Below are 13,409 nucleotides of genomic sequence, written 5' to 3' on the forward strand. Positions count from 1 at the left end.
AGGCTTCCTGGAATTGTAGCCATCGAATGACCGCTTCGGGTCGGAAGCCGGCCAGGATGCATCACGCTCCAGGCTTGCGGCGCATTGGCTCGACCAGCTTCGCGCGCACCATGCCTTCGAACTCGGACAGCGGGCACAGCGAAGCGCAACCGGGAATCGGCAGGTATTCGTAGGCAGGGGCATTGGCCGCGGAAAGCGGCTGCAGCTCGCGCACCTGGTCCATGGTCTGCGAACGATAGAACGCACGCACGAATCGGTTTCCTTGCGCGTCCGCCAACACCTCGAAACCCAATGCGCCTCCGGGCGGCGGATCGTCGCGCGGATAGCTGGGCACTTTCCAGTGCAGGTCGAGGAATCCGCCCAGGTCGGCGATGTTGGTGTCGTGCCCGGCCAGCACCGTCAGCTTCGGCCCGTCCAGCATCGCTTCCAGCATGCGCGAGGCGAGCGGCGACGCCGCGCGCGCGGCCACGTACGGCGCGCGGCCTTCGTAGTAGAACTTGAGCGAGTGGAATTCCAGCAGCTCCTCGATCTGCTGCCGGCTCAGCCGGCCCCAGGCCACGTCGGACATCGGCATGCCTTCCAGGTATTCCAGCAGGAAGGTCTGGCTGACGGTCGAGGCGATACCGAACGGATCGCCGACGTCGGGCCGGTCGTTTTCGTTGCGCACGATCGCCGCCGGCATCGCCGCGAGGCTGCAGCCCGATTGCGCACGCGTCCCGGTGCAGCCCAATGCCTGGTCCAGCAACGCGAGCCCCCTGGCATGCGCAACCCGTTCGGCCTGCATACCGCCCGGCGGCGACAGCGCCTGTACCGCGCGCAAGGCTTCATCCGCATCGATCGGCATGGCGCCGGCCTCCAGCGGATGGAATTCCACGTCGTCGTCGGGCGTTGCGGGGAAATCGACCTCCAGTCCGCATTCCGGCGCCATTCCTTCGAGCAGCGCGCGCGCGGTGTCCTGGGTGCGCGGTTTGGAACTGGCCGCGATTTCAATGTCGACCGCCGGCGGGCAACCGTTCATGGGCAGCAGGCCCCGCGCCGCCCAGTGACTGCGATCCCAGTGACCCAGCAACTTGACCGCGTCATAGCCGCGCGGCGTGAGTTGACCGTAGTCCACCGACCATTTCGGCCAGGGCTTGTCGTTCATTCCCGCAGGCACCACCTGAGCCTTGGTCGGTGGACGCACGCCGTGGCGCATCAGCATGACCACGCGCTGCAGCTTGAGCGTGTCGACTGCCGGTGCGGACTCCGTCGATGCAGAGACCGAGGACGCGGGCATCCCGGCACAACCGGGCAATAGCCACGTAGCCAGCATTACGACGACCGTGAGCGAACGCAGGACAGGAATCATTGCTTTTCCTCTTGGGTCGAAAAGAAAAAACGCTCCTCAAGAAATCCGTAGAGCGATGCCGGAGGATCGGATATCCCTTGAGTGTGCTTGCGCTGACGTAGGAGCGACGCAAGTCGCGACTGAAACCCTTCCTCTTGATCAGGCATTCGCCGAACCGTCGCCAAGTCGCGCGGTCCTGCTTCTGGATTTCCCCGAACTGTGCCGGAGCCGGGTGTGGATTCGGTCGCGACTTACGTCGCTCCTACATCGCTCCTACGCCAGCCTTCGTGCAGAAGCGATGGCATCCAGCGGACGCCATCGCTTCTGGTTGCAACCATCAGGACCCGATCAGAACACCGCCCGCAGTGTCAGCGTCCACTTCGGCGAGGATTTCTCGCGCTCGATCTCGTACGCATCCACGTCGTAGGCGGCCTGGTTGGCGAGGATCTCCGCGCCATTGTCGCCATCGAATCCGGCTTCGGCCTGCAGGCTTTCCGAATCCAGCAGATTGTTGCCGGTCAGGCGCAGCACCCAGCGATCGCCCAGGCGCCTCTCGACGAAGAACTCCAGGTTGCCGTCGTACAACTGGCTCTCGATTTCGCCGTAGGTGACGAAACGCGATTCCCCCTGCTTCTGGTAACTGAAACCGAAGCTCGCGTCCCAGCTGGGAAGGTTCTGGGTGATGCCGACGTTGTAGACGTAGTTGGGCTGGTAATCGATCGCGATCTTGCCGCCGCCGGCGGGATCGTCGCGGTCGGACCACATGCGCGTGTAGTTGGCGAACACGCCGGTTTCCTCCAGGCCCATGAATTCCAGCGGCGTGGACAGGTCGAACTCGATACCATGGGTCTTGGCATCGCCGATGTTCTGGTAGGTATAAACATTTCCCGGGAAATCCTCCGGGTCCAGGCCGATCTGGTCGACGCCGAGACCGGTGTTGACCAGCCCTATCAGGTCGGAGATCTGTCGCGTGAACACATTGACGCCGAATACGCCACGGCCGCCGAAGCGGCGCTCGTAGCCCACGTCCAGGCCCCACGAGGATTCGAAGGACAGATCGGGATTGCCGATGGTCACGTCCTCGTCCGCGGGGGATTCCAGTGCGTACGAAGGAATGACCTGGTCGATGCTGGGACGGCGCACCGTGCGCGCCACGCTGACCCGGAACTGATCATTGTCGGTCAGCTTCCACTGCAAGTGCGCGGACGGATTGAGCATGAACTCGCTGCTGTCGGCATCGCCGACGATGGTTTCATCCAGCACCCCGCCTTCGGACAGGTCGTTCTGGAAATTCTGTTCGGTCTTGGTGCTTTCCGCGCGCAGGCCGGTTTCCAGGGTTACCGCCTCGCTGAGCTTCCACTTGAACTGCGCGTAGGCATCCAGGCGCTTTTCCTTGTACTGGAAGCGCCCGTCGTTGCGGGTGTATTCCTCTTCGTCGTCCAGGTCGTCGTCGACGGTCAGGCGATAGTCGCGGTCCTTGATCTTGCCGGACACGCCGAGTTTCATTTCCACCCGGTCGCTCAGCTCGCGCGTGTACGAGGCGCTGCCGGACCATTCGGTGTCCTCGGCGTCGATGGTTTCCTTGCTGATCAGGTTGTCGTTGGTCTCCTCGAACTTGTCCTCCACGCTATCGTCGGTGAAGCTGGCGTAGGCCGCCTGCAGGCTGAACTTGCTCACGTCGCTCAGCTGCTTCTGGAACTCGGCGCCGAAACCGAAGCTGTCCTGCTGGATGTCGGTGTCCTCGAACTCCAGTTCCGGATTTTCCAGATCCAGGCCGCCGACGCTGCCGTCGCCTTCGTAGTTCCAAGTGTCCTGGTGTTCCTTGCGATCGGTGCTCAGGTAGAACGCATCCAGCCGCAGGCTGGAATCTTCCGACACATTCCAGGTCAGATCGCCGTTGAACGACAGGTCGCGCGAATCGCGGCTGTCCTGCTCCTCGGTGCGTTCGATCGCCGACGAATTGGCCGCATCGTCGAAACGGACGAGGCTGCGGCCGGAACCGTGGTTGGCCACTTCCTCGTCGAAACCGACCGAATCGCTTTCGAACACTTCCTGCACCACGTCCTTGTTGTTGTAGCGCTCCTGCGCATCCAGGGTCAGCGAATAGAAGACCGTCTCGGCCTCGTTGCGCCCGGACCACGAAACCGAACCATTGCCGCGGGTATTGCCCGCATCGGTGTTGTAGGTGGCGCCGACGCGCGCGATCACGCCCGGCGGCAGGCTCGCGCCGTCCTTGAGGATGATGTTGATGGTGCCGCCCACGCCCTGGCTGTCGATGTCGGCGCTGGGCGAGCGCACGATTTCGATGCGGTCGATGATTTCGGCCGGAATCCGGTCGACGAACACGGTGCGGTCGTTGCCCGCGCCCGGAATCGGCCGGCCGTTGACCAGCACCTGGGTGTAACCCTGGCCCAGGCCGCGCAATTGCGGGGAATCGGATTCGCCGATGTCGCTGGTGAAGGCCACGCCCGGCACCCGGCGCAGCTGGTCGCCGACCGAAACCGGCTCGAACTGGGCGAAGAACTCCTGCCCGTAGACGAGTTCCGGCGCGGTGGTCTCGGTCCGGTTGCGGTACTGGATCTCGCCGGTCACGACGATCGATTGCAGGTCGGTGACGTCTCCCTGCTGCTGCGCCTGCGCCTGTTCGGCAGGCGACGGCGGGACGTCCTGGGCCAGGGCATAGCCCGGCATGATGGCGAGATTGCTCAAAATCAGCGCCGTGAGCGCATTTCTGTGGAATTTCCGCATGTTCGAGTCCCTCCCGAGGACGTCCGCCAGCGTCCAGAAATGGTCTGGACCGCATGGGCTGGACAGGAGATTACGAACAAACATTCCAAAATGCAACACATTTGGAATTTATCTTGCAAAAACGTATCCGCTATGTGATCTTGCCTGCCACAAGTTGACGCCTGATGACAAAGCACCGCATCGGCACTCATAAAAGGGAGAAGAAAATGAAACCTGGACGCCTGTCCGCCCTGGCCCTGTCCGTAAGCCTTGCCCTGTCCTGCGGCATCGCCCATGCCCAGGAAGCGCCGCTGCTGGCAGCCCGCCTGCAGACCCAGCCGACCGCGAGCGGCGAAGCCAATGCCGCGGTCCTGGTGCGCAACGCGGCCCGTCCCGGGCGCGACCATATCGTGGCCACCGCCGCTCTGGGCGGCCTGGAGATCTACGACCTTGCCGGCAAGCGCATCGGCACCACGGCGTCCGGCGAAGTGGCCGCGCTGGACGTGGCCTACGACGTTCCGCTTGGAAACCGCAGCGCCACGGTGGTCGCCGCGATCGACACCACCACCAACCGCCTGCGCCTGTTCGGCATGGACGATTCGCGTCTGTCCGAAATCGGCGCGCGCGCCCTGCCCCTGGGTTTCGCCGCGGAAGGCATCTGCCTGTATCGCAACCCGCTGGACAGCGCCTTGTATGCGTTCATCGTCGGCGATGGCGGCGAAGTCGACCAGCAGATCCTGTATTCCACGCCCGACGGCAAACTCGATGCGCGGCAGATGCGCCGCATCAACGTGCCCTCGCCGCTCAAGCAATGCGCGGCCGACAGCAAGCATGTGTTCGCCTCGGAAGAAGGCGTGGGCCTGTGGCGCTTCAACGCCGATCCGGAAGCCGACGTCTCGGCCACCATCGTCGATGCGCCCAGGCTCGGCCACATCGAGGAAGAAAGCGGCGGCGTGGCGGTCTACGACGGTGTCGGCACGCAGTGGCTGATCGCTTCGGACACTTCCGCCGGCCAGGTCAACGTGTATGACCGCGCCAACAAGGATGCTTTCCTCGGCGCGTTCAAGGTAGCGGCGCCCGGCGGCACCGGGGCGATCAAGGAACCCGGCCCGCTGTTCGCGACCGGCGCTGCCCATGGCTCGTCCTTTCCGCATGGCTTGTTGCTGGTCGCCGACGAAGACGGCTCCAATTACAAGGCTTTGTCGATGGACGACATCGCCGCGGCGCTGAAACTGGAAATCGGCGATAAGGCTGCCGAAGGCGGCCCCGCCGGATCGAAGGCCGTGGCCGTCACCGCGCTGGTCGAAACGGCTCCGGCCAACAGCTACGGCGATGCGGCGGACGATCCCGCGATCTGGGCCAATCCGACCGATCCATCGAAGAGCCTGGTCATCGCCACCGACAAGAAGGCCGGCATGTATGTGTACGACATGCAGGGCAAGGTGGTGCAGTTCCTGCCCGACGGCAAGATGAACAACGTGGATCTGCGCGAGGATTTCGAACTCGGCGGAAAGAAAGTGGTTCTGGTCACCGCCAGCAACCGCACCGACAAGTCGATCGCCATCTACCGGCTGGACACGGAAAAGCGCGAACTGGTGAACGTGGCCGATGGCGTGCAACCCACCGGCCTGGGCGATCCCTATGGCCTGTGCATGTACCGCAGCGCGAATGACCAGCGCACCTACGTCTTCATCAATGGCGACGACACCCGCAAGCGCCAGTGGGAACTGGTCGCCGGCGCCAATGGCCGCGTGAAAGCCAAACTGGTGCGCGACATGAATTTCGATTCGCAGACCGAAGGCTGCGTCGCCGACGATGCTTCCGGCGCGCTGTACGTGAACGAGGAAGACGTGGGCCTGTGGCGCATGTCGGCCGAACCCGATGGCGGCGATGCCAAGACCATCGTGCAGAAGATCGCCGACAACCCGGCGGTGAAGGACGATTACGAAGGCCTGGGCATCTACGACCTGGGCGACGGCCGCGGCTACCTCGTGGTGTCGAGCCAGGGCAACGACACCTACGCGGTGTACCGGCGCGAAGGCAAGCAGGAGTACCTGGGTTCGTTCGCGGTGGTCGCCGATCCATTGCGCGGGATCGACGGAATTTCGGAAACGGATGGTCTGGAAATCACCAGCCGCAACCTGGGCCCGGGCTTCGAACACGGCGCGATGATCGCCCAGGACGGCCGCAACGTGATGCCGGTGGAGAACCAGAACTACAAGTACGTGCCGTGGGACTCCATCGCCAAGGCGCTGGGGCTGGAGATGCGGGGGAATTGATTCCCCCGTAGGAGCGGGCCTTGCCCGCGATGCTCTTGCGCGATCTGGCCGAAAAGCATCGCGCCCAAGGGGCGCTCCTACACCCGCATCGTAGGAGCGGGCCTTGCCCGCGATGCTCCTGCGCGATCTGGCCGAAGGGCATCGCGCCCAAGGGACGCTCCTACAACAACCCGATCCATCCCCGGGCTTTTCTTACCCATAGCGCCAACGATTCCCGATACCACCGCCAGTCGACCCTATCTACCTTGATGACTCCCCCAGCAAGGAGCCATCGCAATGAACGGCAAGGATGCGGGATTCACCCTGATCGAACTTCTGGTGACGCTGGCCGTCCTGGCGATCGCCTTGTGCCTGGGGGCGCCCGCTCTCTCAAGCCTCGTGCGACACGCTCGCGAATCGAATACCTACCATCTCCTCACCACTTCGCTTGCCGCAGCCCGACTCGCAGCCGTCAAGAACGGCACTCCCGTCACGGTGTGCCCAAGCAGCGACGGAATCACCTGCCGCAACGATGAGATATGGGAAACAGGCTGGCTCCTCTACATCGATCCCGGGCGTACCGACCAACCTGCAGATGCAAAGGCCATCCTGCAGAGCATCGACCGCAGGAGCGGCCACTTGGCCTTGCGCAGCACCCCGGGCCGGACACGGATACGGTTTTCACCCGATGGGTGGTCTTATGGCAGCAATCTCAGCATCCGGCTCTGCGCCTCTGATGGGCGGTTCCTGGGCCAGATCGTAGTCAACAATGCCGGCAGGCCCCGCACGGAGCACTACACCGTTCCCAGGCCCTGTCCTTTCCGGTCATGACGCAAAAAAGAAGGCCCGCATCGTTGCCGGCCTTCCCGGGAATATCGGGTGTGAAGTTGGGCTCGAACCAACACCCCTGATCAACAATCAAGTGCGCTAGCCAGCGGGGCTGTCCGCGCGGAATGCGCCTCACAATGCACATGCCACCCGCGTCGATCCGGACCAGGCTACCAGCACTCGGCGGCAGTGGCCGCCGATCCCGATTCACCCTTGGTTCCGGCCTGGTTGATCGATAGCGTCTTGCACAGGGTGTCGCGTGAGTCCTGCGAGCCCTTGGGCACGGCCTGCACGGTATAGGTCGTGTCGGTCTCGGCACCCGACAACTGGATCTTGTAGTTGTCGGCGGTGTCGTTCATGCATTGCGTTTGCGGCAATACGGCATTGAGATAGGTCATCTTGGTCGTGTAGTAGCGTTCCATGTAGTGCGCCGCCTCCATCGCACAGGCAGCTCCGGCCCCGCGCTTGGTCCTGGTGACGTAGCCGGTGTAGCTGGGATAGGCGATGGCCGCCAGGACGGCGATGACCACCACCACTATCATCAGCTCGATCAGGCTGAACCCTCGCATCTGTGTCTTCATCGTGCTTGCGCCTTCGGTCTTCAATTGTTCGGTACGACTTCGCGCCAGTTGACGCGGCTGGGGTTGCCACCAGGCGGCGCGTTCAGCTTGGTGCTGCCGGTGTTGCCTTCGCCGCCATTCTCGATGGAGAACGCACCCGTGCCGACGGTAGCAAGCCCGCTGGTCACGTTGGCCTCGGTCGGCATGCCACCGGTGACGCCCACGCTACCCAGGGTGCCCTTATTCCCGTCCGCGTCCGTGACTGTTCCGGTGCTGCCGAAATAGCCGCCCGATGCCGGACTGGTGCCCGTAAACAGGTTGAGGGCGTTCAGGAAACCGCTGCCGGTGGCGCCTGCGCAATCGCTGCCAGTGGCGGGGATGACGGAAGACAGGATCATCGCCGTGCCATAAATCGTGGGAGCCGAAATCACCCGCTCCGGCGTGGCCAGGTCGATGTACCAGCCTTTCTTGTCGGCACTCAGCGTCGAATAGTTCTCGAAGCCGCGGGCCTGTTCGCCCGCAGAGGTGGTGCCCTCGAACGGGATGGTACGTGCCTGCAGGTTGTCGCGGCTGGCGATCGTGGCATTCTCGTCCTTGAGGCCGTAGATGGACTGCACCTGCGAGGTGCCGACGCCAGGCATGTCGTTGCTCGAAATGAAGCGGCCGGTACCGAAGCCTACGAAGACGTTGCCGGAACTATCGCGACCCACGCCGATGCCGCCGGTGATGGGCTGCGCGGTACCACCGCTGTCCTTGGCCTGGAACAGCTTGACGGCACTGGCCGGCATGGCGGCGGTGCTGAAATCCCAGCGATATACATTGCCCTTCAGGTCGCCGCCATAGACCACGTCGACCACGCCATCGGCATTCAGGTCGGCCATGCCCAGCGACATCAGGCCGTTGCCGCCACCGGCATCCGCCACCAGCTCGGTAGGCGCGCCAACGATCGTGCCGCCCGCACCAAGCTCATAAACGAAAAGGGTGGCCGAGCCATTCGGGCTGTCGATGCCGTTGGGGACGAAGGCATAGGTCTTGCCTCCATTGCCCTTGCGGATACGCACCGCGCCCAGCACGTAGCCCATGTTCGTGTTGGTGGTGCTGTCCTGGGTGGTGTTGTCCCAAAGCACGTCGTTCACGTCCATCGAGCCGGGATTGGTCACGTCCAGCGCGAACACGCCACGGCCGCCGCGGCCCAGCGCGCCTACCAGGATGTTCTTGTTGCTGCCCTGGTTGCTCCGGCCGATCACCTCGATCTGGCCGTCCACGAAATAGCGGTGGTCGTAGGACGTGGCGCTCAGATTGGCCATGGCGGCGAAGTCGATGCCCTTGGGCACGTAGGAGAACAGCACCTTGCCGGTGTCGGTGTTGATGCCGTGCAGCATGCCGTCGTTGGCTCCGACATAGACGGTCTTGGTGTCTTCCACGTAGGCGGGCGAGGAGTCAACGATGTCGCCGATCGGCCAGGCACGCTTGCGCAAGGTTCCGCCTGTCTGCCCCTGTTCCTTGGTCTGGGTGCCCTTCAGGTAGGCGATGTTGTCTACCGCCGTCACCGCATCGGCCAGGCCGGTGCGCGCCGCGAAATCGGTCGCGCCGACCATGGTGTTGTCGAAGAGCGAAGCCGTTCCGCCCTTCATCGTCAGCACGGTGCGGCTGGCGAAATTCGCGTTGACATCGGGGTAGAGATTGCCGGTATCGGTGACACCGGGGAAGGTCTTGGACAGGATCCACTTCGGTGCGGTGGACACGCCCGTCAGCCCGGCATTGAAGGGGCTGGCGATCAGGTCGCCGGTCCAGTTGCCCGAGGTGAAACCGGCCACGAAAGTCAGCGTGGTGGTGTCGGTCTTGGTGGAACTGGACGCGATGTTGGAGCCGGACGCGCTGCGCGAATCGATGGCTGCCAGCGCATCGATCAGGGCCGAGGCGAACTTGTCGCTGTTGTTCGCCACCACGAACTTGCCGCGGCCATTGAGGGAGGCATGCCAGAGGTCGTCGATGCGCTTGGGGCCTTCCCCGCCGGTGGTCGGATCCACGTTCCACGGCGACGGCGCCGGATTGTCGGGATTGAGCGTGCCCCGCAGGCCGATGGACACGCCAAAGGTCACCATGTGCTGCCAGTCGGCCGGATCCGCCGCACTGGTCAGGACGTTGTTGGCCATGGCGGTGCGCAGGTCAGTGCTCCAATACCTGTAGGCCACGTCGGCAAGGGTGTCCGAATAGGCATCCGGGTACTGCGGAGCGTTGCCATCGACATCTTTTGCTGTTGCGGCATCGGCATTGCCCACCGCGGTATAGCCGGAATTGTCGTTCCAGTAGCCGTCAGTGGTGAGGATGGCGTAGTTCTGCCGGCAGGTCAGCAGGTCTCCGTTGGAATCCTTCCACGGATCGTCCGTCGAAAAATACCGCGCGGCGCGCTGCAGTGCACCCTTGAGCGGCGTACCACTGCTTGCGCCAGCAGCTTGCAGCCTGTCGTAGAAAGTCGTTCGGTTCGTGTCTACGAACAGACCGCCATTCGTTGCATATGGAATCGGATATGCGGGCGTGGAACCTGCTGTGTTGGCACTGCCGCCGCCACGATTCCAGATGGTGTCGAAACCCACCCGATAGTTCTCGCCCAACCGTCCGAACGCCTCCGAGGCGCCGGCCTTGGCCATCTTGTTGCGCGTGCGGTGGTACTGGTACCAGTTGGCGAAGTTCTGCAGCTCCGCCTGTTGCAGCGCGCTGGTGTTGCCGCTCGGGGTCATGTCGACCCAGCTCGTCCCGACCGCCGCATACACAGGTCCGTTGACGTTTCCTCCATCGGCATTGACACGGATGTAGACGTTTGTTGCCCCGCCGTTCGGCGTGATTGTCAGGCTCTTCGGGTTTCCATTGCCGTCGTCGCTGTCGTAAAGACCATTACCCCGCCAGTCGGTCGAGCAATCGCTTGTGCTGTAGACATACAGGTCGGCGCGTGTGCTCCCGCTGACGGTGATCGTCACCTGACCGATGCCGGACACAGGTACCGCAATGCAAGCGGACCAATTCCCATCCCTGATGTTGGGCAACGTGGCGGAAGCGATGGCAGTACTTGTCAGTTTCTGGACGATGCCACCGCCGTAGCTGGTGGTCGAACTGGAACCGGTGATCCGGTACTTGTCGTAGTTGCTCGCGCTCGTACCCGGACTGGAAACACCCGACTTCGGGACATAGAAATACGACTCCTGGATGTTTCCGCTTATTGCCGTCCTGAGATCGACCTTGGAGTCGGTGTAGTTGGTCGGACTGCTCGCGGCATTCGTGAAATCGGCAGCCGCGAGCCGATCGTTCAGATCAGTGCTCGACGTTCGCCATGGCAAATAGTCCGTGCGCGGATCGTAGTAAAGCGTGTTGTTGATGTAGGAACGGTCGGTGGGATTGTCGTTCAGCCCATTCTGCGCGTTGAAACTAGCGCCGCGAATTTGAATATCCGTCGGCATTGCGATGAAGTTCATGGACCCCGAATCGTCCAGGATCATCATGATGTTGGGTGGGATGGCGTTGCCGCCGGTCAGCAGCGGATAGTTCGGGAACGACGTGGTGGCGGCATGCACCGGCAACCCGCCCAGCGTTACCAATGCGCTAATCCCGACCACGGCCATGGTTTGCAGCAGGGTGGGCTTCCGGGACGGCAGAGCAGTTTTTTTCGTCTTCATGATGCGCTCCATTAGCGCCGGTACAGCGACTGCAGGACCACCTCGGCGCCGTTGGGCGTCTTGGCGTAGGAGGTGATGCGATACACGCTCTGGGAAGTGCTGTTGATGCAGGGCTTGGACAGGTCGATGCAACTGGTCGCGCCCAGCACGGAAGTCGTGCCGAAATCCTCGATGATGAACCTGGGCCTGAGCGATGTTTCCCCGATCGAAACCTGGGTGCCTGTTTCGTAGCCGGTTTGCCCGTCATTCCAGAAATTATTATTGGTATCCCACGCCGACGCCTTCGCGCAGCGGCCTGCCGCGCAGCCTGAGGCCGGGAAGGTAACGGTGCCGTCGCGCGCGATGAGTTCCCCCTGGCGCAGGCCGGCTTCCGCCACCTGGAACGACATGCTGCGCGTGGCGATGTTGGCCGCCATGCGTTCCTGCATGATGCCCATGCGCAGGGAAGAGATGCCCAGCAAAGTCAGGATAAGCAGCACTATCAACACGACCAGCAGCGCCGCGCCCTGCTGGTTGTTGCGTGGACCGCCGAGGAAAGGAGTCGGCTTCATTGGATCTCCTGGTGGTTCCGGAGCAGGATGTAATCGTCCAGCGAACGGGTAAGGACGGCTTTGTCCGTCCCCTCGACATCGCCCTTCGTCAACGCGCCACGCACCGCCTGGAAAGTGAGTTGCGCATGCACCGCCGTGACGTCCCTCCATGCCAGGCCCGCGGCGGCATCGACGTAATTGGACGAGGTACCGACCTTGTAGGTGATCTGCATGCCGGTGACGCCTTCGGCGATTTCGGCGGGCGTTTCAGACGTTGCGCCACCATTGGTGACCACCTGCCGGTACAGCGAGGTGCCGTTGCGCCCGTTGGCTGCCAGGTACCACTTCACGGCGAACGGCTTGACCACCTGTGTCGGCGAATTGCTCGGGTCATTCAGGCAATTGGAATTCTTGGGGGTTTCCGGAAGAAAGCAGTAACCCGGCGCATTGGTACCGCCCACCGAAGCATCGTACGTCTTCTGGTCGATCTGGAAGGGCTTCATCAAGTTGCCGGGATCGCCCTCGCCGCTGTTGTGCTGGATGGAGGTGCCGGAGGGAAGTCCTGTCGCCTGGAAAATCGCGGCCACCTCGGCATTGCAGACCATGAGGATGTCGTTGACGGCCAGGCCCGTCGTGTTGCTGACCTCGATATTGGCGCTCGGGGTCTCATTCTTGGTGACATCGATGGAAGCGCCATTGGCCAGGCTCAGGGTGATGTCGTCGGAGCTGTTGGGGCCGGCCCCTTCGTTGCCGGACAAGCCATTGGCCCAGCCCGTGAAGTAGTTGCCACCGGACTTGGAGGTATCCAGCATGTTGACGATGTTGCGGGTGCAGGGATTGCCGCCCGCTTCGCGGATGTCGCGCGCCAGCATCTCGAATGCGATGCGCTGGTTTTCCTGGATGCGGTTGATGGAGGAAGTGGTTCCATAGACCCTGCGATTCGACAGGAACAGGCTGCCGGCGGCAGCCACCACCAGCAGGCCCAGCATCAGGGCGACCATCAATTCGATCAGCGTGAAACCACGCTGCGCGGCCTTCGTCGTGGCTGGCGAATACGTCGTCATAGCTGGCTCGTGATGTTGATATCGGACGGCGTGCTGGTGCCACCGGTGGCGCGCTCATCGCTCCACTGCACGCCCACGCTGCAGGTCATGGTGTCGGCAATGCAGACGACCTTGCCCTTGGCATCCGGCGCGACCGACTTCTTCAGCCCGTCCAGCCAGCCCATGAGAGTGCCGGCTTCGCCGGTGCCATCGCCCTCGGTATAGATGTTGGTGTTGTAGATGCCGATGTTGTCGCGATTGGCCCGGATGATGTCCATCATCGAATAGGTCTGGATGGCGGCCTGGGTGCGGCTGGCGGAGCCGCCCGAGTTCTTCAGCGCCACGGCCTGCAGGGCGGCGATGCCCAGCACCCCGATCGCCAGGATCAGCACGGATATCATCACCTCGATCAGGCTGACGCCCTGCTGGGATTTGCCTGCCGCGGACGGCGTGTGCCTAGTCATG

9 protein-coding genes are annotated in these 13,409 nt (G+C 63.0%); 2 read left to right on the forward strand and 7 right to left on the reverse strand.

All coding sequences use genetic code 11. The annotated features are described in order from the left end of the window. Nucleotides 1-61: 61 nt before the first annotated feature. Both CSC74_RS05950 and CSC74_RS05955 read right to left on the reverse strand, forming a co-directional pair. Entirely contained in the window at nt 62-1,348 is a 1,287-nt protein-coding gene (locus CSC74_RS05950) for a histidine-type phosphatase (protein ID WP_162313449.1), read from the reverse strand. A 327-nt stretch (nt 1,349-1,675) separates the two neighbouring features. After that, nucleotides 1,676-4,036, reverse strand: coding sequence for a TonB-dependent receptor plug domain-containing protein (locus CSC74_RS05955; protein ID WP_162313450.1), 2,361 nt, complete (start codon nt 4,034-4,036; stop codon nt 1,676-1,678). 245 nt (nt 4,037-4,281) lie between these two features. On the opposite strand from CSC74_RS05955, the gene CSC74_RS05960 reads away from it, so the two are divergent. Continuing rightward, complete coding sequence (locus CSC74_RS05960) at nt 4,282-6,333, forward strand: phytase (RefSeq protein WP_162313451.1); 2,052 nt, start codon at nt 4,282-4,284, stop codon at nt 6,331-6,333. Nucleotides 6,334-6,609: 276 nt separating this feature from the next. Further along, complete coding sequence (locus tag CSC74_RS05965; protein ID WP_162313736.1) at nt 6,610-7,143, forward strand: GspH/FimT family pseudopilin; 534 nt, start codon at nt 6,610-6,612, stop codon at nt 7,141-7,143. A gap of 167 nt (nt 7,144-7,310) precedes the next feature. On the opposite strand, the gene CSC74_RS05970 is transcribed toward CSC74_RS05965, so the two are convergent. The 5 genes from CSC74_RS05970 to pilV are packed head-to-tail and all read right to left on the reverse strand — an operon-like array spanning nt 7,311 to nt 13,408. Next, nucleotides 7,311-7,721, reverse strand: coding sequence for a type IV pilin protein (locus tag CSC74_RS05970; protein ID WP_162313452.1), 411 nt, complete (start codon nt 7,719-7,721; stop codon nt 7,311-7,313). 20 nt (nt 7,722-7,741) lie between these two features. Beyond that, a complete protein-coding gene (locus CSC74_RS05975) occupies nt 7,742-11,371 on the reverse strand; it encodes a pilus assembly protein (RefSeq protein WP_162313453.1) in 3,630 nt (1,209 codons plus the stop codon). 11 nt (nt 11,372-11,382) lie between these two features. After that, nucleotides 11,383-11,922: a pilus assembly PilX family protein gene (locus CSC74_RS05980; protein WP_162313454.1), complete on the reverse strand. Its 540-nt coding sequence runs from the start codon at nt 11,920-11,922 to the stop codon at nt 11,383-11,385. Further along, on the reverse strand, nt 11,919-12,965 hold the full coding sequence (locus CSC74_RS05985) for a prepilin-type N-terminal cleavage/methylation domain-containing protein (RefSeq protein WP_162313455.1): 1,047 nt from the start codon (nt 12,963-12,965) through the stop codon (nt 11,919-11,921). Before CSC74_RS05985 ends, CSC74_RS05980 begins: the two co-directional genes overlap by 4 nt. Next, a complete protein-coding gene (gene pilV / locus CSC74_RS05990) occupies nt 12,962-13,408 on the reverse strand; it encodes a type IV pilus modification protein PilV (protein WP_162313456.1) in 447 nt (148 codons plus the stop codon). Before pilV ends, CSC74_RS05985 begins: the two co-directional genes overlap by 4 nt. Between the last annotated feature and the right edge of the window lies 1 nt (nt 13,409).

It is taken from the genome of Pseudoxanthomonas yeongjuensis (assembly GCF_010093345.1).
GTDB classification, from domain to species: Bacteria; Pseudomonadota; Gammaproteobacteria; order Xanthomonadales; family Xanthomonadaceae; genus Pseudoxanthomonas_A; species Pseudoxanthomonas_A yeongjuensis.

Coding starts and splice junctions, on each gene's coding strand:
- CSC74_RS05965 (WP_162313736.1), top strand. CDS start 6,610: ATGAACGGCAAGGATGCGGGATTCACCCTGATCGAACTTCTGGTGACG.
- CSC74_RS05985 (WP_162313455.1), bottom strand. CDS start 12,965: ATGACGACGTATTCGCCAGCCACGACGAAGGCCGCGCAGCGTGGTTTC.
- CSC74_RS05970 (WP_162313452.1), bottom strand. CDS start 7,721: ATGAAGACACAGATGCGAGGGTTCAGCCTGATCGAGCTGATGATAGTG.
- pilV (WP_162313456.1), bottom strand. CDS start 13,408: ATGACTAGGCACACGCCGTCCGCGGCAGGCAAATCCCAGCAGGGCGTC.
- CSC74_RS05975 (WP_162313453.1), bottom strand. CDS start 11,371: ATGAAGACGAAAAAAACTGCTCTGCCGTCCCGGAAGCCCACCCTGCTG.
- CSC74_RS05950 (WP_162313449.1), bottom strand. CDS start 1,348: ATGATTCCTGTCCTGCGTTCGCTCACGGTCGTCGTAATGCTGGCTACG.
- CSC74_RS05980 (WP_162313454.1), bottom strand. CDS start 11,922: ATGAAGCCGACTCCTTTCCTCGGCGGTCCACGCAACAACCAGCAGGGC.
- CSC74_RS05960 (WP_162313451.1), top strand. CDS start 4,282: ATGAAACCTGGACGCCTGTCCGCCCTGGCCCTGTCCGTAAGCCTTGCC.